26 protein-coding genes are annotated in these 25787 nt (G+C 41.2%); 6 read left to right on the plus strand and 20 right to left on the minus strand.

What is annotated here, in order from left to right; translation table 11 throughout:
- Positions 1–207 precede the first annotated feature (207 nt).
- The 4 genes from ABC361_RS17865 to ABC361_RS17880 all read left to right on the plus strand — a co-directional run bounded on the left by ABC361_RS17865 (position 208) and on the right by ABC361_RS17880 (position 4267).
- Positions 208–1173, plus strand: a complete 966-nt coding sequence (locus ABC361_RS17865) for a metal-binding protein ZinT (protein ID WP_413075199.1) — start codon at positions 208–210, stop codon at positions 1171–1173.
- Positions 1174–1242: 69 nt separating this feature from the next.
- A complete protein-coding gene (locus tag ABC361_RS17870) occupies positions 1243–2751 on the plus strand; it encodes a metal ABC transporter solute-binding protein, Zn/Mn family (protein WP_413075200.1) in 1509 nt (502 codons plus the stop codon).
- A gap of 35 nt (positions 2752–2786) precedes the next feature.
- Positions 2787–3494 carry a metal ABC transporter ATP-binding protein gene (locus ABC361_RS17875; RefSeq protein ID WP_413075201.1) on the plus strand — a complete coding sequence of 236 codons (708 nt, stop codon included), beginning with the start codon at positions 2787–2789 and terminating at the stop codon, positions 3492–3494.
- Positions 3440–4267 (plus strand): metal ABC transporter permease, encoded by an 828-nt coding sequence (locus ABC361_RS17880; protein WP_413075202.1) that lies wholly within the window; start codon positions 3440–3442, stop codon positions 4265–4267. Before ABC361_RS17875 ends, ABC361_RS17880 begins: the two co-directional genes overlap by 55 nt.
- Positions 4268–5247: 980 nt before the next feature.
- Here ABC361_RS17880 and ABC361_RS17885 read toward each other — a convergent pair.
- The 11 genes from ABC361_RS17885 to ABC361_RS17935 form a co-directional block, all read right to left on the minus strand.
- Positions 5248–5433 (minus strand): hypothetical protein, encoded by a 186-nt coding sequence (locus ABC361_RS17885; protein WP_413075203.1) that lies wholly within the window; start codon positions 5431–5433, stop codon positions 5248–5250.
- Positions 5434–5483: 50 nt separating this feature from the next.
- Entirely contained in the window at positions 5484–5702 is a 219-nt protein-coding gene (locus ABC361_RS17890) for a hypothetical protein (RefSeq protein WP_413075204.1), read from the minus strand.
- Positions 5703–6045: 343 nt separating this feature from the next.
- On the minus strand, positions 6046–7305 hold the full coding sequence (locus tag ABC361_RS17895) for a ribulose-bisphosphate carboxylase large subunit family protein (RefSeq protein WP_413075205.1): 1260 nt from the start codon (positions 7303–7305) through the stop codon (positions 6046–6048).
- A 1-nt stretch (position 7306) separates the two neighbouring features.
- Positions 7307–7966 (minus strand): class II aldolase/adducin family protein, encoded by a 660-nt coding sequence (locus tag ABC361_RS17900; protein WP_413075206.1) that lies wholly within the window; start codon positions 7964–7966, stop codon positions 7307–7309.
- 14 nt (positions 7967–7980) lie between these two features.
- Positions 7981–9255 carry a TRAP transporter large permease gene (locus ABC361_RS17905; RefSeq protein ID WP_413075207.1) on the minus strand — a complete coding sequence of 425 codons (1275 nt, stop codon included), beginning with the start codon at positions 9253–9255 and terminating at the stop codon, positions 7981–7983.
- Complete coding sequence (locus ABC361_RS17910) at positions 9256–9750, minus strand: TRAP transporter small permease (protein WP_413075208.1); 495 nt, start codon at positions 9748–9750, stop codon at positions 9256–9258. It abuts the gene before it with no gap.
- Between the two features lie 18 nt (positions 9751–9768).
- On the minus strand, positions 9769–10749 hold the full coding sequence (locus ABC361_RS17915) for a TRAP transporter substrate-binding protein (protein ID WP_413075209.1): 981 nt from the start codon (positions 10747–10749) through the stop codon (positions 9769–9771).
- Complete coding sequence (locus ABC361_RS17920) at positions 10721–11779, minus strand: zinc-dependent alcohol dehydrogenase (protein WP_413075210.1); 1059 nt, start codon at positions 11777–11779, stop codon at positions 10721–10723. Before ABC361_RS17920 ends, ABC361_RS17915 begins: the two co-directional genes overlap by 29 nt.
- A 15-nt stretch (positions 11780–11794) precedes the next feature.
- The gene (locus ABC361_RS17925; RefSeq protein WP_413075211.1) at positions 11795–12430 is read right to left on the minus strand and encodes a GntR family transcriptional regulator; all 636 of its coding nucleotides are present in this window, start codon (positions 12428–12430) and stop codon (positions 11795–11797) included.
- On the minus strand, positions 12420–13733 hold the full coding sequence (locus tag ABC361_RS17930; RefSeq protein WP_413075212.1) for a four-carbon acid sugar kinase family protein: 1314 nt from the start codon (positions 13731–13733) through the stop codon (positions 12420–12422). Before ABC361_RS17930 ends, ABC361_RS17925 begins: the two co-directional genes overlap by 11 nt.
- A gap of 407 nt (positions 13734–14140) precedes the next feature.
- Complete coding sequence (locus ABC361_RS17935) at positions 14141–14302, minus strand: hypothetical protein (RefSeq protein ID WP_413075213.1); 162 nt, start codon at positions 14300–14302, stop codon at positions 14141–14143.
- A 112-nt stretch (positions 14303–14414) separates the two neighbouring features.
- On the opposite strand from ABC361_RS17935, the gene ABC361_RS17940 reads away from it, so the two are divergent.
- Together ABC361_RS17940 and ABC361_RS17945 are read left to right on the plus strand one after the other, a co-directional pair.
- Positions 14415–14636 carry a helix-turn-helix domain-containing protein gene (locus tag ABC361_RS17940; RefSeq protein ID WP_413075214.1) on the plus strand — a complete coding sequence of 74 codons (222 nt, stop codon included), beginning with the start codon at positions 14415–14417 and terminating at the stop codon, positions 14634–14636.
- A 360-nt stretch (positions 14637–14996) separates the two neighbouring features.
- On the plus strand, positions 14997–15200 hold the full coding sequence (locus tag ABC361_RS17945; RefSeq protein ID WP_413075215.1) for a helix-turn-helix domain-containing protein: 204 nt from the start codon (positions 14997–14999) through the stop codon (positions 15198–15200).
- 274 nt (positions 15201–15474) lie between these two features.
- On the opposite strand, the gene ABC361_RS17950 is transcribed toward ABC361_RS17945, so the two are convergent.
- The 9 genes from ABC361_RS17950 to ABC361_RS17990 form a co-directional block, all read right to left on the minus strand.
- The gene (locus ABC361_RS17950; protein WP_413075216.1) at positions 15475–16233 is read right to left on the minus strand and encodes an excalibur calcium-binding domain-containing protein; all 759 of its coding nucleotides are present in this window, start codon (positions 16231–16233) and stop codon (positions 15475–15477) included.
- A 148-nt stretch (positions 16234–16381) separates the two neighbouring features.
- A complete protein-coding gene (locus ABC361_RS17955) occupies positions 16382–17701 on the minus strand; it encodes a UDP-glucose dehydrogenase family protein (RefSeq protein ID WP_413075217.1) in 1320 nt (439 codons plus the stop codon).
- Positions 17702–17781: 80 nt separating this feature from the next.
- The gene (locus tag ABC361_RS17960; RefSeq protein ID WP_413075218.1) at positions 17782–18783 is read right to left on the minus strand and encodes an NAD-dependent epimerase; all 1002 of its coding nucleotides are present in this window, start codon (positions 18781–18783) and stop codon (positions 17782–17784) included.
- 3 nt (positions 18784–18786) lie between these two features.
- The gene (locus ABC361_RS17965) at positions 18787–20097 is read right to left on the minus strand and encodes a lipopolysaccharide biosynthesis protein (protein WP_413075219.1); all 1311 of its coding nucleotides are present in this window, start codon (positions 20095–20097) and stop codon (positions 18787–18789) included.
- Positions 20098–20117: 20 nt separating this feature from the next.
- Positions 20118–21026, minus strand: coding sequence for an ATP-grasp fold amidoligase family protein (locus tag ABC361_RS17970; RefSeq protein WP_413075220.1), 909 nt, complete (start codon positions 21024–21026; stop codon positions 20118–20120).
- A 23-nt stretch (positions 21027–21049) separates the two neighbouring features.
- Entirely contained in the window at positions 21050–22261 is a 1212-nt protein-coding gene (locus tag ABC361_RS17975) for an O-antigen ligase family protein (protein ID WP_413075221.1), read from the minus strand.
- A gap of 38 nt (positions 22262–22299) precedes the next feature.
- The gene (locus ABC361_RS17980; protein ID WP_413075222.1) at positions 22300–23370 is read right to left on the minus strand and encodes a glycosyltransferase; all 1071 of its coding nucleotides are present in this window, start codon (positions 23368–23370) and stop codon (positions 22300–22302) included.
- Between the two features lie 12 nt (positions 23371–23382).
- Positions 23383–24516, minus strand: a complete 1134-nt coding sequence (locus ABC361_RS17985; protein ID WP_413075223.1) for a glycosyltransferase — start codon at positions 24514–24516, stop codon at positions 23383–23385.
- Between the two features lie 17 nt (positions 24517–24533).
- Positions 24534–25784 (minus strand): hypothetical protein, encoded by a 1251-nt coding sequence (locus tag ABC361_RS17990; RefSeq protein ID WP_413075224.1) that lies wholly within the window; start codon positions 25782–25784, stop codon positions 24534–24536.
- Positions 25785–25787 lie beyond the last annotated feature (3 nt).

Consider the following 25787-nt stretch of genomic DNA (forward strand, 5'->3'; position numbering starts at 1 on the left):
TTCTCTCTCCTCTTCATACGAATAAAAATTTATTCACTATAATCATGATTAACTCATCATCCTTTCTCTTTCTATTATGCGGACGTTGCTCCATCTACCAATCTCATCACTCTAAGAAAAAATGATTTAATCCTTGACAAGTTTCACATTTAATTATAAATTATAAATCGTAACGATTACGATTAAGAAAATAAAGGGGCGTTCAGTTTGAAGAAATCATCATTATATCTTAGTGCACTTGCATTAAGTCTTACTCTAGCAGCTTGCCAGGACACAAACGAAGGAACAAACGAAACAAGTACCTCAGCAGATGAGCAACCTACATCAAGCGAGGAGCAGGAAGCCGTTGAAGTGGATATTACGGGTCTAGGGGATCATTACCATACAGGCGATACCGTTGAACTAGCTGCAACAGTAAGTGGTTCTGATGAACTCGATCACTGGCATTGGTATACCAAAGAAACCGGTCAAGACGATTGGGAAGTCGCATCTGGTCAGGAAGGCGATACCTTTTCAATGGAAGCTGAAGATGGCTTAGAAGTAAAAGCAGTTCTTTATGGGGATGACCATGAAGTGGCAGCGGAATCGGACCCAGTGACGATCATGATTGATGACCACCACGGTCACGATGAAGAAAGCAAATCAATCTATCAAGGCTATTTTGATGATGACCAAGTAGCGGACCGAGAGCTATCTGACTGGGAAGGCGACTGGCAATCTGTCTATCCATATCTTCAAAATGGCGACTTAGATGAAGTCTTCGCGCACAAAGCGGAAGAAGGCGATATGACAGCAGAAGAATACAAAGACTACTACACAACAGGCTATGAAACGGATGTAGAGCGCATCACCATTGATGACGGTCATGTGACGTTTTATGAGAATAATCAAGAATATTCTGGAGACTATGTGTATGACGGCTACGAAATCCTTACATATGAAAAAGGAAACCGTGGTGTCCGCTTTATCTATTCACTAACAGAGGAAGCAGAAAACATGCCCCAGTACATTCAATTCAGTGATCATATTATTGCCCCTCAAGAGTCTAGTCACTTCCACCTCTACTGGGGAGACGATCGCGAAGAACTGCTTGATGAAGTCGAGCATTGGCCAACGTACTACCCATCTTCCCTTGATGCAGATGGAATTGTCCGTGATCAATTAGCGCACTAATCCTTAGGGAGAGAAGGCAAATGCGCCTCTTCTCCCTCATTTCGTTCTAAGTAAAGGAGTTCAAAAAAGATGAAACAAACCGTAAAACCCCTATTCGTTGGTCTATCCGCCATGATCGTGTTAATGGGGTGCCAAAGTGAAGGAACAACAGGCCAAGACGCTGATGTAAATGTCGTCGCCTCCTTCCTGCCGATGTATGAATTTACAAAACAAGTAGCTGGCGATCGAGCAAATGTTCAGTTGATGGTGTCGGAAGGACAAGATGCCCATGGCTATGAACCGAGTGCGCAAGATGTGGCAGCCGTCAATGAAGCGGACGTCTTTGTTTACAGTAGCGAAGAAATGGAATTTTGGGTCGACAGCTTGTTCAATACCATTGAAAATGACGACCTCGTTATTGCCCGTGCAGCAGACGGCTTAGAAGATGCGCATCACGATCATGCCGACGCAGGCGACATCACGGTTGACGGAGTAGCGGATCATTACCATACCAGTGATGATGTAACACTAACAGCTGAAGTGTCTGAGGACGTGGACTACGATCACTGGCATTGGTACCAGCGCGCCGATGAAAGCGAAGAATGGTCAGCCGTTTCTGGGCAGAGCACAGACACCTTTTCTGTGACAGCTGAAGACGCGAGCTTTGACGTTCAGGCCGTTCTCTATGATAACGACCATAATGTGTTCGCTGAGTCAGAAGCAGTGGCGATTGAAATTGACAACCACGACGATCACCATCACGACGAAGAGGAGCATGATCATGCCCCTTCAAGCGATGAACCAATTGAGATTGTCGGATTAGCCGATCACTATCATACAGGTGATGTGGTCACACTCCAAGCCGAAACCCAAGAAGATGTGGCGTACGATCACTGGCACTGGTTCAAAAAAGAAGAGCATGAAGATGAATGGCAAGCCGTTCCAGAACAAGACTCAAGCCATTTTGAACACAAAACAACTGGCGAAAGTTTCGATGTCAAAGCCGTCCTTTACGATGATGACCACAACGTTCATGCCGAATCTCCTTCTGTTCACGTCCTCATCGATGACCATGACGATCAAGACCCGCACATCTGGTTAGATCCGGTTCTTGCACAAGACCAAGTCATGATGATTCGCGATGCATTAATCGAAGCGGACCCTGACGGCGAACAAACTTACACGGAAAATGCGGATCAGTTTATTAATGAATTACAAGCACTAGATGAAGACTATCGCGCTGCATTAGAAGGCGCAGAAAATCGGACGTTCGTTGTTCAACATCAAGCATTCGGCTACCTTGCCGATCGCTATGACTTAGAACAGATCGCGATTGGTGGCCTATCCACGGAGATTGAACCAAGTCCGTCACGAATGGCTGAGATTGGCGAACTGATAGACGAATATGACGTACCTGTTATCTATTATCAACAAGGAGCAAACTCCTCCATTGCTCAAACCGTTGCGACAGAAACCGGGACAGAAACAGCCGTCTTGTATGACCTTGAAGTGTTATCAGAAGAATTACTAGAAAATGATTTAGGATACGTAGAGGCCATGCGCCAAAACCTTGAAGCCCTACAACAAAGCATTCAATAAGCAACATGTAAAGCATGAAGAAAGGTCGAATTGACGTGTACTACATTAAAGTGAATGAACTATCGTTCCACTACGAGAAGGAACCCGTTCTCACCAACATCTCTTTTGAATTAAACCCAGGTGACTTCATCATGCTGACAGGTGAAAATGGTGCAGCAAAAACAACGTTATTGCGCACGATTTTAGGTATCTTAAAGCCTTCCGTCGGCGACGTCTCCCTATCTCCGACAAATCAAGCCGGAGAAAAACTCGTTGTCGGCTATGTGCCCCAGCAAGTCGCTTCTTTCAATGTCGGCTTTCCGAGCACCGTCCTCGAATTAGTCCAATCGGGACGATACCAAAAAGGAAAGTGGTTTAAACGACTGAATCAAACGGACAGAGAACATGTACGAAAATCCCTCGAATCCGTTGGCATGTGGGACATGCGCCACAAAAAAATTGGCGAACTGTCAGGTGGACAAAAGCAACGCATCTCCATTGCACGTGTCTTTGCGACCGACGCAGATTTATTTGTCTTAGATGAGCCAACAACAGGGATGGATGCTAAATCCAGAGAAGCATTTTATAAGCTCTTGCAGCACAATAGCGAGGTACACGGAAAAGGCATTTTAATGGTATCTCACGACCATGCGGAACTACGCAACTACTGCAACAAGCATATTGAGCTTGTTCGAAAGGAGGACTTACCTTGGAGATGTTTCTCTATGGATTCATGCAAAGAGCTTTCCAAGCCTCCTTCCTGATCTCACTCATTGCGCCGATGCTTGGACTCTTTCTCATCTTGCGCCGGCAATCGTTAATGGCAGATACCTTGGCCCACGTGTCTTTAGCTGGTGTCGCCCTCGGTTTATTAGTCAGCATCAACCCGACATGGACCAATATGCTCATGGTTGTGGCAATAGCCATTTTGCTTGAGTACGTGCGGATGCTCTATCGCTCTTATTCTGAAGTATCGATTGCGATTCTCATGTCTGCCGGAATGGCTCTCGCCCTGTTTCTAATGAGCTTGAATCAAGGCGGAACCACGCTGAACATTAACCAATTTCTATTCGGCTCTATCGTGACGATCAGCCAAGAACAAGTATGGATGCTGTACATCTTAGCCGCTATCCTTTTCACCCTTTATTTCGTCTTTCGCAAAGCGATGTACGTCTTAATCTTTGATGAGGAAACAGCCTTTACCGCTGGCTTACCTGTAAAAACGATGTCCATCTTATTTAACGTATTAATTGGCGTCACGATTGCGGTCATTATGCCAATTGTCGGCTCGCTCTTAGTATCGGCTATTCTCATTTTGCCCGCAGCCATTTCCATGCGCATTAGTCGCAGCTTCGCCAGCACCATCCTCATCGGCATTCCAATTGCGCTAACAGGCATGTTGAGTGGCTTAGTCACCTCTTATGAATTCGGTACACCACCAGGCGCCACGATTACCCTCATTCTTATCATCATTTTCACTCTCACCATCGTGCTCAAACGACTCTTTAGTTTCAAATATAAGCGTGAACCCGTGTAACCACACGGGTTTTCGCTTTTCAAATTTAGTGGCGATTCTCTCCCATATAGATAACGAGTCAATCTTTCTATTTATTTTCTACAATCGTTTACAAAATTAATTAAAGGGAATATAATAAAAGAAGAATGACAGCCTTGGCGGGCTACTATTTTTGTATAGTCATCCGGCGAAAGTCTTTTTAAGTATCATTCTCATTTACAAAGGTTTTCGCAAAAAAACAACCAGACTGCCATCTGGTTGTTTTGCTTTTTTTGTATTGATTTCTCATTAATGATCATAATAATAAAATAGGATTACCCCATAAACGTATTAAGCGTCCCCAAAATGGTCAACAACAACTAATCTAAGGTTCTGCCAAACCTTTTTCTGATTAGTGCCTAATGTAGTCTATAGAGTATCCTACTTCTTTTACGAAGTTATTATCTGAACATGCCGAGAACATATTCGAGTATAACAACAAAAATTGGGACAACACAGCCAATGGCTATGGACTGTCTCTTTTTTGTTGTTTTCTCTTTTTCTCTCCTGAGTCTTTCCACACGGGAGTTTGGCGGGCAAATTCTCATATAGTCACCTCCCCTCGTGGGGATGCGGGCAGTTGTCGCTTGCCTTTCGAGACCATAAATCTATTATAAAAGGAAATTTTTACAATTTCGATATTTCTCTGTAACATTTTAAAAAAAGGTTGATTACTAGATTTCAAGAATCTAAAGAAACATGCTTACAATATTTAATATCCCTCTCAGCGCCCCGTATATTAAAAGCTATTTTGAATGGTACGATTCTAAACACACTCTATACTTCAAATTATAGTTGTTCGTATTTAATTTCTGATTAATATTACGTCTAATCTCAACATCGAATTCATTGACGAGCCATCCATATACATTACAATTTTTAATGAATTCGCGATAAGTAGAACTAAGAGGATAACTTAAACGTAGAAAACGATTATCTTTTAGAAATTGAAGTCTACAACATTAAGAACGACGACTGCCGCTCTTCTTACTCCAGCTTATCCAGACGGCTAAACTAATCCAAAAAGCGAAGCCCATTGAAAGAAAGACGATCGGAAAAGCCTTGCCGTCAAAAAAATAAAAAATCCCAGCTCCAATGAAAAGATACATACTTGCCAACACACCGTACTTTCTCCAATGACCAGTCATCCGTTTCACCTCAGATAAAATCATATTCAGTACTATAAAACAGCTCGCACTTAGAATTCAAATAATTTAAAAACAGCCCACGCATCCACTGTAAAGAAGAAGAGAATCGAAAGAATGACGATCACACTCCCTAACACAATCGATACCATTTTTGCTCTTTTCCGCACATCTCTTAACAAGAATGGAAGTAGAATAAACAGGGCTCCACATGCAGCGAAAATAAATACAGCTAGATAATACGTACGTACAGCAAATTCTCCATAATGCACAAAACCACGCCCCTTTTTCACGTCTTCTCTATAAAGATCCGTTACCCTGTTTACTGTTATTAAATCAATATTCGGAAAACAAATCCCACATTATCGTTTTCATATATAGAAAACGATTTACAAAAAAACTTGTGTCAACGTCGACACAAGCCAGAAATCTTTTCTATTTCTTTAGTAACATAAACATCTGTCGCTAATGATCGATGCGTTTCTCTAAGTCCTCTACTCGTTTTTCTAGCGCTTTAATAGCTACTTTTATCGCAACTCTTTCTTGAGTTCCTTCATTTCCGATTCAAGACGATCAAACCGTTTATTGATGTCGTTTTTACATTCATGAAGGAAGTCAAATAGTTCTTTGTCCATCATGACCCTCAAACGCCTCGATCGCCTCCCGCAACTCCCCGTGCGCCTCCCAGTACTCAGCCAGCGCCACGCCCTTCACCGCCGCCTCCCAGCCTTGCCGCATGCTCCGCACCCCGGCCTTCGTTCCGCTCGGGTGCGCCAGAATCCCGCCCCCGGCCAGATGCATCACGTCCGTCGCCCTCGCCAGTTGATACGTCTTCACCGCACTTCCTGCCCACTGCCCCGACGACAGCACCGGCATCAGCGGACGTGGCCCATCTTCTTCCTGCAAGCATGCCGCAATGGAGCGCGCCACCGACTCATTCGCTTCGTAAAATTTGCTGTCGATCCCGTTGCAATGCAGCTGATCCGCTCCAGCTAGGCGCACCAACGTTTGATAGACGTCGAAGCTCATGCCCAGCAACGGATGGCGCGTCAGCATCCCCCATTGATTGCGATGGCCGTGAATCGGCAGTGTCGCGTACGAGCGCAATTTCGCGAGGCCTGCGAACCCGACACTGTTCACGCTCACCATCACGCCGTTCCCGCCTCCACGCACCACCGCTTCATAGTTCGCTTCCATCTCGTCCACATCCCCGGTAATGTTGCATGCATACAGCGGTCGCTTTCCTGTCACTTCCGCCACCCGGTTCAGCTCGTCCATCACAATCCGCACCCGCTCCTCAAGAGGCAAGTATGGGGGATTCGCCGTTAGCTCATCATCTTTAATAAAGTCGATTTCCGCTTCTGCCAATTCCCGCACCACCGTTCGCAAGCCGTCCTCCCGCAAGCCCACACTCGGTTTGATAATCGTGCCAATGATCGGTCCACTCGCCACACCTGCCGCCGCTCTTGTCCCCGCAACGCCAAACTGCGGGCCTTGATACGCCTCATAAAACGAAGGCGACAGCACCAGCTTCTCTAGACGCAAGCCAGTCAGCTCCCGCAGTTCGTACAAGTTTCCCGCTACCGTTGCCATAAGTTGCGGAATTGACGCGCCGATATTATGGAATGGGAACGACAACGTCACCCGCCCCCGTTGGTAGCGCTCGCCTCTTACCGACGTTTCAAGCGACGGCGTTTCCATGCTTTCCAACGACTCGATGCTGATCACATGCGCCCGATGCTGTTCCTTTACCGCCCGCGTTTCCCCAGGCACAGCGGTAAACGTCCCGGTTGATTGTTCCCCTGCTATGGCCGCGGCGGCATGGGTAAGAGAATATGGCGTTTCCACAAGGTAGGTTGCATACACCCGTTCCACATTAGCGTCCTCCTTCCATCTGTTGGTGAAGCGAGTGAGCAGGCTTGTAGCGTTCCGACCGCAAAAACGCTTCTTGCCTCGCTTCATCCACATGATTCATCGTTGCACCTGATACCTGCGCCAGCACGACCATTTTTGCCGCCATTTCCAATGTCTCAAGCGCCGCCCATGCTGCCTTTAAGCTTGTTTCCGCAATTAACACACCATGATTTTCCAGCAAGAGAATAGTCCCTTTTTTGATCGCTTCCCCAACCGCTTCCGCCAGTTCTACCGACCCTGGATCAAGATACGGCACCCGCTCAATCCGCCGTAAATAATACATCGCCTCTACAAACAGACCAGACAAGTCCTCTTGCTCCTTCATACAGCCGAGCCACGTCGTATAAAACGGTGTCGCATGAATGACCGCACCAACGTCTGCCCAAGTCTCATAGCACACCCCGTGCATCCGCCACTCTTTTGACGGCCTTCGCCTCCCGCTCCACTTTCCATCAAACGAACAAATCCCCACATCATCGAGCTGAAGACTCGCCAAATCACTGCCGCTCGCCGTAATCAACATCGTTTCTCCTTCATGACGCATACTGACATTGCCAGCAGACGCATATACATAGCGGGCTTTCGCTAAGGCTTTGCCCATCTCCCTAAGCGCTTGATTCACGTATCAACACTCCTTTACAGTAATAGACTTGGCAACCACGTTGTGAAAAATGGAAAATAGGTCACCAGCACTAAGCTCGTTACCAACACCAGATAAAACGGAATCATCCCAAGGGTGATCTCATCAATTCGTATGCCTGCAATCTGCGCCGAGATAAATAGATTCACCCCTACTGGCGGTGTACATAAGCCAATCGCCAAGTTAATAATCATAATTAAGCCAAACTGAACCGGATCAACCCCAAGCTCCATCGCCACAGGCGTTAACAACGGCGCCAAAATAATGATCAACGCATTCGCTTCCATAAACATCCCCACCGCAATCAGGAACACATTCACAATCATCAAAAACACGATTGGATTGTCGGAAATCTCCATAAACATGCCGGCAATTTGTTGCGGAATCCCTTCTCGGGTAATGATCCACGCAAACAACCCTGCGCTGGAAATAATAAATAAAATCACCGAAGTCGTAATCGCGGACGACGCCAGCAAGTCTTGGATCTTCTGCCACTTAATCTCTCGATAGATAAAGAAACCGACGATAAACGCATACAAGACCGCAACCCCTGCCGCTTCCGTTGCCGTAAAGAAGCCAAGGTAAATCCCGCCTAAAATAATCACAGGCATTACAAGCGCCAACCCTGCTTCACGAAACGCGGTCCAGAATTCTTTCGCCGTTGCCCGCTTTTCCCGCTTGTAGCCCCGCTTCTTCGCAATCCCGTACACCGCAATCATCAACCCTGCCGCGATCAGCAGTCCCGGAATGACCCCTGCTAAAAACAGCGCGCCGATCGACGTTCCCGTTGTCACCCCGTACAAGATAATTGGGATGCTCGGCGGTAAAATAATCCCAAGCTCCCCTGATGCCGACTGTAACGCCGCCGCAAACCGCTTATGGTAGCCTCGGGCAATCATCGACGGAATCAAGATGCTCCCAACCGCCGCCGCAGTCGCCGCCCCTGAGCCAGAGATCGCCGAGAAAAACAACGACGTCACCACCATGACCAACCCTAAGCCACCAGGCAAGTGCCCTGTAATCGCATTGGCAAAGTTGACGAGACGCTGAGACAAGCCGCCTACTTCCATAATCGTCCCGGCTAAAATAAACAGCGGAATCGCCAGGAGCGGAAAGGAGTCAATCGAGGTAAAGAACCGCTGCACCAAAATAATTAAGGGTAAGTTCCCATCCCATAACAAGGCAATCGCAGACGACAAGCCAAGAGCAATTGCAATCGGCACACCCATCGCAAAAAACAACAGCAACCCAACCAGTAACACAACCGCCATTTAGCTCGCCTCCTCCCCTGCTCGAAGCGCCAGCACCAGTTCTAAAAACAGCGCCACGCTATTCATGAACAACAGCATCGCCCCAATTGGAATCGCCGCATATGGAATGCCCATGGAAAACTGCGCCGCCGCTGACGTTTGCCCAGCAACCGAGCCGACCATAGCCCAGCCTTGCACAATCAAGACGAGGAAAAACCCCATCGACAGCACCAGTGTCGTCAGTTTCAACACCGTCCGCGCCCGAAACGGCAAGCTTTCTGGCAACAGCTCAATCGCAATCAAGCGGGCATGACGCAAAGCAAGCGCCGCGCCAACAAACGTCACGTAAATCATCGCGTAGCGCGCCACCTCATCCGTCCAATGGACGGAAAACGGCAGCACAAACCGACTCGCAATTTGCACGATTACTAGTACCGCCAACAGTGCCAGCATCCCCGCAATCACCCAGCGAATGACCTTATTCACCTGATCAATCGCTCCAATCACTGCTCGCATCCCCATTCCGCCTCCTCTCTACTCATCAGCCGCCGCCACAATCGCATCATAGAGGTCTTGACCGTACCGCTCCGCATACGTCCCGTGCACCCTCGTCGCCAGCTCATTAAACGGCTCCGTATCTGGCTCAATCACGGTCATGCCTGCTTCTTCCAACGTTGCTAGGAGCTCGACTTCCATCTCCGCCACCAGCGCATTCTCATACTCGGTTGCTTCTTGCGCCGCCGCTTCGACCGCCTCCTGCTGTTCAGGCGATAGCTTCTGGTACGTCGCCTCGCTCATTGTCAGCATCACATAGCCATATACATGGTTCGTTAGCATCAAATAATCCTGCACTTCCTGAAGCGTGTTGCTTTCAATCAGCGCCAGCGGGTTCTCCTGCCCGTCAATCACTCCGGTTTGCAAAGAGGAGTACACTTCCCCAAACGCCATTGCCGTCGGCGCCGCGCCCATCTCTTCCCAAGCCGAGATCGACGCTGGAATTTCCGGCACCCGAATTTTCAAACCCGACAATGCCTCAGGTGACTCGACCGCTTTATGTGCCGTTAACTGCCGCGGACCCCGCATCCAAAATTCCAGTCCGCGGACATCCGTTTCCGCCAACAGCTCTTCCTTTAAGCCATCACCCACCTCGCCATATAAGACGTTTTCCAAGTGGGCTTCATCCTCGAACAAATACGGCAGTTCCAAAATCGAAAACGGTTCGTGAAAATTGGACAACACCCCAGCAACAAGCGCAAAATCCACCGTGCCGAGCTGCATCCCTTCAATCAAGTCTCGGTCGCTCCCTAGTTGCGAACTCGGAAACACGTCCACCGTCACGCTCCCATCCGTTTTCTCCTCCACCAGCTCCGCAAACCGAATCGCCCCTTTATGCCACGCATCTTTCTCATTGGCAATATGCCCGAGACTCAGCGTCACCTCACCACCACTCGCGCTTCCGCCGCCACACGCAGATAACACGAACACACTAGCGATCACCCAACTTGCTTGTTTCATCGTCTTTCCCTCCTTCATCTCGAAACGACAGCAACACTTTCATTGCCCCGTCCCGCTTTTCGTGCACAAGCGCAAACGCCTCCCGCGCCTCCGTATACGGAAGCACATGACTCACCAGTGCTTCCACCGGCACGACCCCTTGCGCCAGCATCGTCAGCGCCACGTCCATATCTTCAGGCGTATACGTCATCGAGCCAACCAACTCCCGCTCCCCTTGCTGGAGCGCCACGACATCCAGCGGCTGCTCCCCCGGAAACATCGCCACAGCCACAGCCCGTCCACCTTTTTTCAGCAAATCCATGCTTTGGTTCACCACACCTGGCGCGCCTGCCGCGACAAAAACCGCATCACACAAGCCCTGCTGCTGCGCCCATGCCGCTTCGTCCACACCAAGCTGAATTACCTGATTCGCTCCGAGCACCTGCGCCCGCACTAACGCCTCGGCTTGCACATCGGTAATCGTGACATGTGCGACCCCGACATACCGTGCAACCGCCAGCGTCAGCAAACCAATCGGTCCTGCTCCTAAAATCGCCACACGTCCAGCGATCCCAAGATTCGCTTTCTTCACCGCATGCACCGCCACCGCAAGAGGTTCGGCTAACACCCCAGCCTCATCGCTTATCCCATCACGGAGCTTGTACACACAGCAGGCAGGCACAATCATCTCTTCCACCATCAAGCCCATCCACTCGCCGACGCCTGGCGCTTCTCGCTTCGCACATAAATTGGATCGTCCTCTCGCACAGTCGGCACACACGCCACAGCCTTTTTGCGGCAACACCGTCACCCGCTCGCCAACGTCTACCGTGTCCACATCGCCACCACATTCCACGACGACACCACTTGCTTCATGCCCCATTACCACTGGAGGCACACGAAACGGATGCAACCCTTTGTACGTATGCACATCCGACCCACAAATCCCCGCTACGTAAACCCGGACGCGCACCTCGTCTCGTTTCAACGCCCGCTTGTCCACCTCTTCAATTACCACATCGTATGGTGCCTTTACCATCACGGCTTTCATTCACTCTCCACCTTTCTATAGAAACAACTGACGCTTCGCCCCTTCTAAATGGGCCACTATCAGCCTTCGTGCCTGCCCATCCCCACGTATAAGTGCATCCACTACGTTCACATGCTCCTTGTGAAAATGGGTCATTCTCGTCATGTCTTGCTGTAAATGTTTGAGCGTGATTCGCTGAAGATGGGCATTATAGCGCAACAGCATGTGATAGATCTCTTTATTACCAAAACATTCACACAATAATAAGTGGAACTGATGGTCAATTTCTGTAAAAGCTTCGCCATCGCCCTCTTCAATTGCACGCTGTGACTCAAGTAGATTCGCTTCCAATTTTGCCACATGCTCGCGCAACAGCTTCCCGCTGATCCGTTCGACGACATACGATTCGAGCGCGACACGTAAATCATAGATATGCACAATTCGCTCGACGGTTAAATCACGGATCATCACGCCTTGATTGGATGTGACGGTCACAAATCCTTCGGATTCCAACTTTGCCAATGCGGACTTAATCGGCGTTTTGCTCATCGCCAATAGCTCAATGAAAAACCGCTCTGACAACACTTGCGTCGGATACAGCTCTCCTTTTAGAATTCGCGCTTTAATTTCTTGATACGCCACATCTCGTAGCAACGGTTTCTCAGGCGTCATCAACACAACGCCCTCGCAGCACATCAAGGAAAAAGGATTCTCGTCCAAGCTGACCACCTTTTAACGCAATCTCAAACGGTGCTTCATTGGAGTCTTTTTTATAGCCTAAGCAAAGCGGGGCACCAGGAGCTAACGGCTGTTCCACTTCGAGCGCATGAATGCCCAGGGTGCGGACGACAAAGCCTGATGTATCACCACCTGCTACCGCAACTCGTTGTAAACGATGGGTATCAACGAGTTCTTTTAATAAGTCACCGAGCAATAGCCCGAGTGCTTGTGCGGTATCCGTCACCCCTTCTCCTTGTAACGCGTGTTTCATTGCCGCAATCGCAGGATCACCGCTACCTCTTGCTGTATAAAGCAACACACTTTTGCCCTCTCTTAACGCTGTATGGGCTTGTTGCAACACATCTTCTCGATTCGTCCACGTTACGTGTAGACAACAAAACCCATTCGTTTCTGCATATTCAATCTGTCTCTTCGTTAAGGGCGACGCACTACCAGACACTGCCGCGATTTGCGTGACGTTCGTTAACCGACTTCCATTTGGTACAACCGAGCGATGCCAGCATTTCTCCTTCCAGTAAGACGCACAGCCATAGTTCAACCCGGATGAACCAACGACAAACGTACTGCCTTCATGCTCAAAGGCTTGTTCCAATACCCGTTTAGCAACTTGTTTTTGGTCATCCAACGTGACCGTATCGAACACGGCTACATGCGTACCTTCAGCGACGGTCTTTTCTTCTAGTTCAAGCACGTTCACAAGCGTCACGTCTTCCTCACTTTGCTCTCGTAGTACCTCACGCAGATCACTCTCTTGCATTGGCGTCGATGGATGTACAGACATGGTCGGATGTCGATCCAAGCGATACACCTCATCCCCTTGCTTCGCAAAATGATGCCCAAACACGGTATAGCGTCCTAACTGCGGACAAGCTGCCACAAATGGGATGCGCTGATTGGAAAACAACGCTCGTCCAGCTTTAGTCGCGACACCAAGACTGCCTCGCACCTTTGATGAATCCACCGTCGAGCAGATTTTATACTGGACAAGCAAAGGTTCTAGCTCTTCCAAGGCTCGAAACGCCTTGCTCACTTCTTCTTTCATCGCCTTCGGCGCCATTGATCGACTTGTCCCTGCAATCCCAACACACTGAAGATGCTCATAATCTCTTAAATCCTCCTGCTTTGGCGGTTCAATAAACAGCAACGTCCGCAGTCCATGTAGCGCCATCGCTTCCATTGCATCTGTCGAGCCTGTAAAATCATCCCCATAAAACCCAAGCAACAACTCGCTCATTTAGTCCCCTCCGATCTCATCCAGATCTCCATTAGATCTCGCCTGCCGAAACGATCGCTCAAGCTCCTCCACCTTTTCGACCACATTGAATAATTGTCTGCGGTAATCCGCATCCTCAAGACCGTCATCCATTTTCAAATCATAACCAAGCGATAGAAGTTCGTACCGTATTTCCGCTAAACAAAGACGAACATAGTAAGAGATACAACCACCTCCCCTTTTAGTTAAACGCTTTCATAATGAACTAGATGTTCAAACAAGACGAATGAGATGCTATACTTAACTAAGATTTCTAATGTTTTTGACTTTCGACACAAATATAATTTAAAATTATAAATATTCTGTTTAAAAATTTGATACTCACATAATCACTTCACTTATTGCTGTTTTGTATAAATAATAGGACGTTAGCATTTCTGAATATCTTTATCCATTTCGTCTATTTTATTGACTGTCTTCATGATGTGCTCTAGCAACTCGTTCATGTCGTTCCCTTCGAGCATGTGAGCAACTAACAACAATTCCATACGCACTTCAGCAAGAAGCAACCTTGAATAGATGTTCGACATTGTCACCCTCCAATCATAGGATTATTTACCTCATCCAAAGGTACTTTAAGAACCTATTTACAATATATAGGTAATTTAAGTTCCTGTCAATAAAGAATGAAAGGATTTTTTTATGAGCAATTTATTTTCAGTTCGCGTTAAAGAATTAAGAAAAGAGCATAAAACACCACAGAAAGAAATTGCTGATGCACTTGGCATTTCTCCAAGAGCGTATCGTTTCTACGAATCAGGCGACCGCTATCCAGATTTTGAGGGTTTGCTAATTCTAGCTGATTTCTATGGGGTGTCTTTAGATTACCTAGCTGGTAGAAGTGACGTGCGGGAAAGAAGATAGAAAAATACATAGTTATTAGATACCTTCTAATGAAAAGTTGAATGTAACTACGTGAATTAATTAAAAAATGTTTAAACGTAAAGGTTACATAATTTGCGAAACGCCCAGCATTACGCGACCGGGTCGCGCTACCCTGACTTTGAAAGCCTAATTAAACTTGTAGATTATTTTACTGTCTTGTTGGATTATCTTGTTGGGAGAAGTGATGTGCGGGAGAGAAGGTAATTGATAAAGACTCTTAGAAGTGAATTTCTAAAGTAGTACTATGTTTTTTCAACAAACAAGACGCAAACCGTCCGTTTAATAAACTCAATATTACAGGACGCTTTACGTCTTGTCAATACATACTGAGGTGATTATTTGAACTACTTTGCAAGTCGCTTAAAACAATTGCGAGAAGAACAAAATTATACGCAGCAACAACTAGCAGAATATCTCGAAATTTCTATTCGTCAATATCGTAGGTATGAAAAGGCAGATTATGAACCTAATATAATAACTCTGATAAAAATAGCAGATTATTTTGAGGTCTCATTGGATTATCTTGTGGGAAGAAGTAACTAGCGAGAACGAAACAACCATCAGTAGCTAGACATTTAAATGAAATTCACTGCTCAAATTCATTTTCACTTCATTGTTTGTTTAGTTGTAATTAAATAATCAGTTGCAAAAAAACACTTCACACAGCAATCATTTTAGTAAATAAAAGTGATGAGTAAATCCTGCGCATTAAAAGGAGTAGAATATCCGTCTACTCCTTAAATGAGTTATTATTAATCTTTAACTACTGCTAATAGAATTTGAGTGCTCTATGTTTATATTTACGATAATTCTTAACCTATTCACAGCCGATACCATCACCGTCACGGTCAAGATGCTTACCGTATCCAGGGTCTCCTTCATAAACTGGCGCGGCTCCAGCTGCACGAGCCTCACTACAATTCTTATAGTATGCACTCCCTGAAGTACCCTCTGAAGAAGAAGCAGACCCTTGACCTTGAGAACTTGAGCCAGTGTTCGCACTCGAGCCAGAACTATTAGAAACTTCCACACTTGTGGCATCATCTAATTCCTCTTGACGCTCATTTAACGCTGTTTCTTTTATTGACAATTCATCTTCCTTTGACGCAAGTGACTCTTCTTTTTTACTTAATTCGTCTTGCCTTTCGTCCAGTTCCTTTTTCTGCTGAAGAATGTCTTCAGCTTCCGTTTCTCTTTTTTCTAAGTCTTCTTCTCGTGCTTGCAACTCTTGTTCCTGATCTACTTCTGCCTGCGTGATTAAATTAAATCGCTCATCCAATTCTTGCTCGCGTTTCTTTAAATCTTCCTCTTGCTCATCTAATTCCACCTGCATCTTAGCCAATTTTTCCTCTTGTTGAGCCAAGTTTGCCTGCCTTTGATCTTCCAAAATGTCATCTCCACCGATGGAAAGTAACAAAATTCCCACTATTAAACCTGCGGTGGATATTAAATTCACCTTTTTAGGTAACCCGCTCCAATTAGGCTTTCTCAGTAGTATTCTTAATAAAAACCATACGAGACCTACTAATAACCCGATTATTGCAAAGAAAATCAAAAAACCGCCTAACATTCCCATATCCGATCACTCCATATGTCTTAAGGTTTATGCATGTACTAAATCTTATTTCTATCAAACTAATTTCTCTTTAGATACTAGCCCATGATTGAGCACACTTAAAAACACCTGCATGTTTTTAATCAACATACAGGTGTGTCATAAATAGTTAAACCATTTCTTTCTCTAGTTTCACAACAGGTCGCCCCACAGAGAAGTAATCCAGCTTTGCTTCTTTCATTTCTTCAATGTTAAAACAGTTTCGCCCATCGAAAATAACGGCTTCTTTCAAGTTGTCTTTAAACTGCTCGGTAGTAAGAGAGCAAATCTCATCCCATTCTGTAACAATAAATGCTGCATCAGCATTATGAATCGCTTCTAACGCACTGTCGGCATAGTTTATTGCTTCAGGAAGAATTTTCTTTGCATTATTCATTGCGATTGGATCATAGCCTACGACATTTGCTCCTGCCAGAACTAATTCCTGAGCAAGAATGATTGACGCAGCTTCTCGCATATCATCGGTATTCGGCTTGAACGCTAGTCCAAGCATCGCAATGGTCTTACCACGAAGAGATCCAAAATACTCTTTAGCTTTGTCTACTAATAAACGTTGTTGTTTATAATTCACTTCAATAACAGCTTTAAGCAGTGTGAATTCGTGTTCAACATTCCCTGCAATTTGAACAAGAGCGCTCGTGTCTTTAGGGAAACACGAACCGCCGTATCCAATACCAGCATTTAAGAACTTGTCCCCTATACGCTTATCTTGACCCATACCCTTCGCGACATCATCAATATTTGCATCTAACTTATCGCAAAGATTAGCAATCTCGTTTACGAAACTAATTTTTGTAGCAAGAAACGCGTTAGAGGCGTATTTAATCATTTCTGCGCTTCGAATATCTGTACGGAATACAGGGATTCCAAAAGGTTTATTAATCTCTTCAATTAAGTCACCGGCAATTGGACTGTCAGCACCTATGACAATGCGATCTCCATGGAATGTATCTTGAACAGCAGAACCTTCTCGAAGAAATTCTGGATTCGATACAACGTCAAAAGGAGTATCTGTTCTTTCTTCTATAAAAGACTTAATATAGTCATTAGTTCCAACTGGTACAGTACTTTTTGTAACGATAACAGCATAGTTATTTAAATGGTCTGCGATGTTTGTTGCAACAGACTCTATAAATCTCAAATCAGCTGTACCATCTTCTTTTTGAGGAGTTCCAACAGCAATATAAATTGCATCGGCGCCTTCGAATGCCTTTTGATGTTCTGTTGTAAATGAGAGGCGCTCTTCTTTAATATTTTTCACCATCAACTCAGATAAACCAGGTTCAAAAATTGGTGATACTCCATTAAGCATGCTATTAACCTTATTTTTATCAACATCTACACAATTAACAAAATGACCTACTTCTGACAAAGCTACCCCAGTAACCAGCCCAACATATCCAGTACCAACAACAGCTATTTTTTTCATTAAACAGACACCCCTTTTAAATTGATTACACACAGAAGAGAGACTTTATCTAAAAAGTCTCTCTGAAACAGTTATTTATTCTAGTAGTAATAGGACTTGTACCAATCAACAAACTTGCCAATACCTTCATCAATTGTTGTATCAGGACTAAAGCCAATTGTTTCCTTCAAGTCATCAATGTCAGCATAAGTTGCTTGAACATCCCCTGGTTGCATTGGCAAGTATTCTAATTTAGCTTCTTTACCCACATGTTTTTCAATGGTTCGTATAAAATCCATTAATTTCACGGGTTTATTATTACCAATATTATAGACTTTATATGGTGCATGGCTTGAGCTTGGATCTGGATAATGATGGTCAAAATCCACCGACGGTTCAGGTTTCTTGTCTATTAATCTTACAATGCCTTCAACTATGTCATCAATGTAAGTAAAATCACGCATCATCTCACCATTATTAAAAACCTTAATCGTCTTTCCTTCCATAATGTTTTTTGTAAAAGAAAAATAAGCCATATCAGGACGTCCCCACGGTCCGTATACAGTAAAGAAACGCAGTCCTGTTGTAGGAAGATTATACAAATGACTATATGTATGTGCTAGAAGTTCATTAGATTTTTTAGTGGCAGCGTAAAGACTTACTGGATGATTCACACCATCTGTTGTAGCAAAAGGCATCTTTTTGTTGGCACCGTAAACAGAACTTGAGGAAGCGTATATTAGATGTTCAACATCGTTATGTCTACAAGCTTCCAATATATTTGTAAAACCAACTAAATTAGATTGAATATATGCATGAGGATTTTCTATGCTATAACGGACACCTGCTTGTGCCGCTAAATTTAATACAACATTTATATCATTCGTATTAAACAATTCTTCTACAGATCTACTATCTGATATATCTATATTATGAAAATTGAAATTGTCATCAATTAATAATTTTAACCTATTATTCTTTAAAGACACATCATAGTAATCATTAATATTGTCTATTCCTATTACACTATAACCATCTGTGACCAGTTTCTTAATTACATGTGAACCTACAAATCCCGCTGCGCCAGTAACTAATATTTTCAAAGCTTACGTCTCCTTACTGTATTTCATATTATTTTTATCAAATTTCATTGCATATATATGTGTCATTACTATCAACAGAAGATTCATAAAAGCGGAGGTTAAACTCAGAAAAATTATGGCTACTAAACCATTGTTGTATATAATAAATCCTAGGGTCATCGCAACTAATCTTAGAATGCCACTTATGATTTCATATACTAAAAAAGGACCTTGAATTTTTAACAAGGGAATAGCTTTTGTCGATGGTCTATTAATAAAAACAAAGAAAAACCAAATTGATAACCAACGTGCATAATATCCAGCCTCTAACCATTCAGAACCTAAGATTAATTTAAATATTGATGGACCGAAGACAAATACTACACCAAATATTCCAATGCCTAAAACTGATAAACCTAAAGTTAGCCTAAATAGTGGTTTAAAAATGGATTTTTTATTTTTTGCTGTAATTACTATATGAGGATAAAAAACATCCCCAATTGATTTACTTAATAGCTCAGTTGGTACTTTCATGACTGTTCTTGTTATTGTATAATACCCAGCATATACAGGTCCTAAAAAGCTAGTTAAGAGAAGAACCGGCAAATTAGTTGATATTCCATTTATTAGTTCTTGTGGTGCTCTATATAAAGGAAAGTCCTTATATTTAAGCAGTAACACCTTTATTTTTATGAATTTTAACCTGTTGAGTTTTAGATTTTTCTTTATATTAGGCTTCAACCCATTCATAATTACTAAAGTATGTATGACATCATTTAATACATTTAACAATATTAAAACTATCGCTACAGGATGAAATAATCCAATTCCTACTTTTGAACTGTTAACAACTAAAGATTTTAATATTGTGGCTTTGGCTGTTAATTTAAACTTTTGTACTCTAATTAACCATTGTTCTGACACTTGTAACATAACTGAAAATACTACAATTAATGGTATTAAAAATAAATATGATTGAATCTCTTGTAAGTTAAACAGATTTGAGATTTGTTCATTAAAAAAAATGATTAGAAGTAGTAAAATGAACGCAATAATTATTGATATACACAATGACCCTTGTATTAATAATTTTGCATGGTTATCTCTCTTTGGCAACACTATAGATACTGGATAAGTTAGACCTGACACCTTTGTCAACATGTTTGCCATAGCAACAAAAGCCCCAAATACACCCATAATTTCAGGTCCGTAAAGTCGAGCAACAATTGGAGTTGAAAGTATTGCTATCAGCTGTGCTATAGCTGTCCCGCTTGCAACCATAGTTACTTTTTTTAAAAAACCATTTCTCATAATTTTTTGGATTAACTTACTCATGTTCACTTTCCTCATACTAATTATTTAAGTTTTTCAATGTTAATTAAATCTCCTATCTTTGTATTCCAAGAAGCTGGATAAAAACTTCCCATTCCACTAGTTGGAAAGAAGGTCATTTCCCCGAAAACGATTTCCCCATTAACATAATAAAAATCGACCCTTACGAACGGAAAATTTTTAGATAACTTATTTGCCAAGTCAATCATAACTTCATAGTCAACTGGTTTCTTATGTTCAATTTCTGAATTTGGTAATTTTCTCAAACCATTAAATGGCATTAAGCACCAATCTTTGTCGTAAAAATCTATTGTTTCGTTTTTGCCTCTACCACGAATTACTTGGCAATATTGAGTTATCCCATTGAAGCAAAAAAATTTATAATCTATTAATGATGAACTTTCTTTTTCAGACATAAATTCTTCGACTATTAATTTTGGTTTTATACCTTCATAAACCCATTCTTTATTTCTAGAAGGATAATCAAACTTCAGCCACCTAATTAATTTTTTTTTCTCAATGTGCCAATTTAACTTATCTTTGTCTTCAACGATAATATTAAAACCAGAAGCATGAGTTGTTTTTATAACAAATGACTTCGGTAACTGTTCCAATTTAATTTCATTAGCATCTTCATACACAGCAATAATATTATTTAAGTATTTTTCACCTATAGATTCTTTAATATAGGTTCTAACTTGTAGTTTATCCGCACATAAAGTCGCTAAATCGTCTTGCCAATTCAATTTAAGCCACTGTAGTTTCTCTCCAAAAGTTTTTGGTGATTCTAAATTTAGTTTTTCTCCTCTTCTTTTATAATAAAGTCTTTTAAGAAGATATTCATCTGGAAGGGCATTGTAATATTTAGATTTCAATTTATCACCAAACAAAAGAAGGTTATCATTTTTTTTTATAAGTTGTTTAAGTTTCAATATAACATTTCACTCCAAGCTCATTATTCTAAATATCTATTCTTTGGTAACGACCTACTTTTCAAAAATGCGATATAAATTATAGCTGTCACAATCACCCACATTAGAGTATTATAAGTCACTGCACCAATGTCATAAAATAATTTATAAATTATAAGACATAGAATATATTTAGAGAAGATTGATTGTTTTTTAATTTTCCAGAAATGAACTAAAATACAAATCAGTGGTCCATAAAATGCTATTAAAGAGAATATTCCTCCAGATAGTGCAACTTCGATATAATTGTTATGAGAGTACATCCCTAGGTAGTAGCGAGAATTATCAATACCTATTCCCGTAAAAAAATTTTCTTTAAAAATCTCTAATCCTTGTGTAATAAAATAAAACCTTAAAAAAGCACTTTCAGTCTCTCTTAATTCTCCTGGGTTTGAAAAAACCATTAAAAATCTATCTAATCTTTCCATAATAGGATTATCTGTTGTTAATATCAGAAGAATTGATAATAGGATGAATGATATAGCAACTAAAGTTCGAACACCTTTTTTTCTGCTGAAAAGTGAGTTCATGTTAACTTTTCCAATTATAAGTATTAAAAATAACCCAATTATATTTTTTATTGATAATGTCACGAGGACTAAGAAAATAGAACTTATTATTATAAGAAAGGCCGTTTTTTTAAATTTTATATTAGATTGAAAGAAGACTATGTAACTAGATAATAATGTAGTAATCATAGCAAAAGAATTTCTGTTATCAACGACACCTGAGAAATTTTCCTCGGATAACAATCCCCCTGTAGATACATAGATCATAAAAGTAAAGATACTAATCAATACCCATATAACATTTATGATAATAAATCCAGTATGTCTACTTTCTAAATTAATATTCAACAAATACGATGAAACGATAACCCCTATAAAAATATAAAATAAATGGATTATCATCCTTTCCAAATGTATTGAACCATCAATTAAGTTATTGCTAGTAATATAGATTAAAGGAACTATTAACCATAAAGACATAAGTAAAGCAGCAATGATAACTGACCTCTCTATGTAGCTCTTTAAAAAAGTAGTCATCATGAAATAAAAAACAATAATAAAACCAAGTACCCAGTTAATATAAAATAAGTTATTTCTCATAGTCTCTGTAGATATTAACACTAAAAATAACAATACTATTGTTAGTTCATTATATTTGATAGAAGTTGGATTTAACGAGTAATTCATTGTGTTTCTCCTCATTTACACTCAAGACTTGTTAGATTCTACATACTGTTAAATAGCTCTTCATATTGCTTGATGATAACTTTTTCACTAAACAAGTCTTTTATTGAAAAAGAACTATCATATGTATCATCAAACCAAGACTGACTCCAGTCAAGGTTATGAACAACTCTATGCTCCAGTCTAAGGATTGATAACACTTCATTGGTGCCACCTGGATGATCGGTAGTTACAATAGGGGTTTTTAGAGATAGAGCTTCTAGAACTACATTCGGTAAACCTTCATACCTTGAAGGTAATACAAGTAAATCGGCATTAGAAATCCATATAAAGGGATTATTAACTCTTCCAACAAAGATAACTTTAGAAGTTAATTCTTTTTCGACTACTAATTTTTGGTAGTTATCTCTTAGGGTACCGTCCCCAATTATCCATAGTTTTATATTTTTTGTTTGGTCAGGATTATTAAAGATAGAATTAATTATCAAATCTATACCTTTTTGGGCAGTCAACTTTCCTACTAATACAACATTTTTTTTCTTGCCTTCATGTTCAAAGGGGTTTTCGCCCATTAAAGACATCTCTTTTACTAATTTTGTATCAACCGGATTATATATCCTTTTTAATTTATCCTCTTTAAACGAAAAGTTTTCTATGAAATCTTTTTTCATAAATTCAGACTGACAAATTATTTTATCAAACCTTTTAAAAACTGTATTATAAATCCCTTTCCACAAAACTGAGTTCTTATTACTTTTTATAGAAACACTTGGAGAATTATTCTCTCTGATAACAACTTTAGTTTTTTTAGGAAAAAACCTTTTAATTGAACCTATTAAGAAAGACGTTCCTCTTATTGATGAGAATACAATGTCAGGCTTTAAACTTCTAATTATATTTATTAGCTCTAATCCCGCATAGCGAACTTTATTCGCAGATAAAATTTTAATCCTTATATTATCTGGGATATCCTTTTGGTATTCACCATCTTCGTGAACTAAGATCAATGTTACTTTAAACTTCTCTTTATCAATATGTCTAATGATAGTAGTGATCACTCTTTCCGCACCACCACCACCTAGCTTTGGCATTATTATAGCAATATGCTTCATAAGCGTCCCCTGTTATCTTGTAATAATTTGTTTATATAAATCTTGGTAATCTCTACTCATCCTTATAGAACTAAAGTTTTCAATGAAATACTTGCTTATCTCGTTATTTCTCTCAAGTTTATTATCGAGTATTACATTAAGGCTTTTCATCTTTTGGGCAAGTTCATTAGAATCTCCATGAGTAAATAAATTTAAAAGGCCTTTATTATTCTCATATATCTCATTATGTTCTGGAATATCACTCAATATTGTCTCAATCCCTGTTAACCCTGCTTCTAATACAGAATTTGGAAGGCCTTCAGATTCAGAGGCAGAAACAAAAAAATCACTTGATTTTAGGTAGTCTTGTACATTCTTAACGCTTCCCTTAAAAATCACCTTTTCATTTGCAATCTGACGACAATTTTCTTTTAAACTACCCTCGCCAAGAATTAATAATAAAGAATCTTTATTATTAAGACTATATTGATTAAAAGCTTTAATTACAGTTAACGGATCTTTCCTTTTTATTAGACTTCCAACCATTAAGAAGATTGTCTTGTTAATTGGTACGCCTAATTCTGTTCTAATTCTATCTTTTTCGTATTTGTTCACAGATGAATATATTTCTTTGTTAGCCCCGTTCTGAATAACGTATGGTTTTTTCGAAATAATTTCCTTGTATTTTTCACTCAACGACCTTGAACAATATACTACATTATCGCACTTCTTCATTGAAACGATTGCTGATTTACTAGCCAATTTCCCAACAAAATTACCAAATTTCGCGACGTAATCTTCATAAACAAAATTCCTTACAGTAAGACAGTGTTTAAAGTCTCCTGTTAATTTAGTTAGCTCGACATCTGCTCTGATACCTGATGTGTGAACTATGTCTGGTCTTAACGTATCTATATATCCTTTTAGTAGTTTTCTACCTTTTATTAAAAAGTTCTTTCTACTTAACGATAAACTATTAACAATTATAGAATTCTTTTTAAAGAGATCAATCATTGAATTCTCTGGCTCTGGGGATAATGTTAAAATACTTGCTTCAAAAGAACTTTTATCAAGGTGCTTTATTGTTTCCAGAAGTTGATTAGTTGGACCACTACTTCTCAAAGTAGATACTACATATAGAATTTTAATTTTAGGCAATTCAACCATTTCTATTTCCCCAATTTCTAGTATAAATTAATTATGTATAGACCCCTTTTTCCTTCAAAAACTGAGTCTATGCATATTTTACTACTACTTCTATTCCAACGAGGATGTAAATCGCAGCGGAAGTTATTGTCGTATTTAAATGGGGCGTGAACCCGTGCAATAGTTTTCACTTCTTCTTCTCTAATTAAATATACAGAAGCTATTCTAGATCTATTAGGATACGTGTCAGTAACTGCTTTTTTTCCATCAGGAGAAAAGCTTGGATGACCATCTGCAATTAATTCTTCCCATACTTTTTTATAGTCATTAGTTTTATCTTTTAACAAGAAATAACCGTTTCCTTCTCTTTCTTTTCTTGCATATGCAATTATTTCATTATTATTTTTCCAGTAACAATGCGATACCATATTATCGTCTAACAAATTATACATCTTTTTATCTTCCATGTTGATTGTTAACAATCTACTATAACGTTTAGAACCGTTTATCCATCTATGTAAGACCATGAATTTTTTTCCATCTGGACTTATCATAATATGATTAACTTTGTGTTCAGCTTCTATCATTTCATCTCTAGTTTCAAAATTAAAAAAATCTTTATAGTTTAAGTAAGGTTTTAATTCATTAGTTTTCAAATTTATTGACCAAATACATGGATTTTCCGGCAATTTTTGACCAATAGTATTTTCCACTAAGTTAGAATACCCATACCCTTCACGTAAGCTGTGAAGGCGAGAGAAGTCTAATGTAAGAGCATAATCTCCTTTTGGAGATACACTATAAACAGGAGAATCAATTACTTTTTCAACCTTAGTATTTATATTCATGATTACTGAACAGTAGCTTCCGTCTCGGAAATCATTAAATATAATTTCTTCATCAAAGTTAGGCCCCAGCCACTGTAACATACACCCCTGTTGAACATTCCAAGTAGATGTTTTGGCTAATACTGTAATCTCATTTTCGTTTTCAGTATCAATTAGTACAATTTCGGCTTTTTCTTTTGGCGCTGTACTTTTTGTCGTATTTTTAGCTCTTAAACAAACTAAAAATCGTTCATCGGCATTCCAAGGTGACTTATCATAGTAACCAAAGAAATACTCCATGCCATCTTTGGGGCTAATTCTCTCAATATCTCCCTCAGCTTTAATTTTTGAAGATACACTGTACATAGCAAGTTGATAACTTCTTTTTACATACTTTTTTAATCCAGGTAACTTATTAAAAGTACTATTTATTTGATTTTCTACTTTTTTCAACATTGACATGTA

The organism is Shouchella phoenicis, assembly GCF_047238345.1.
In the GTDB taxonomy this organism is placed as follows: domain Bacteria; phylum Bacillota; class Bacilli; order Bacillales; family Bacillaceae_D; genus Shouchella.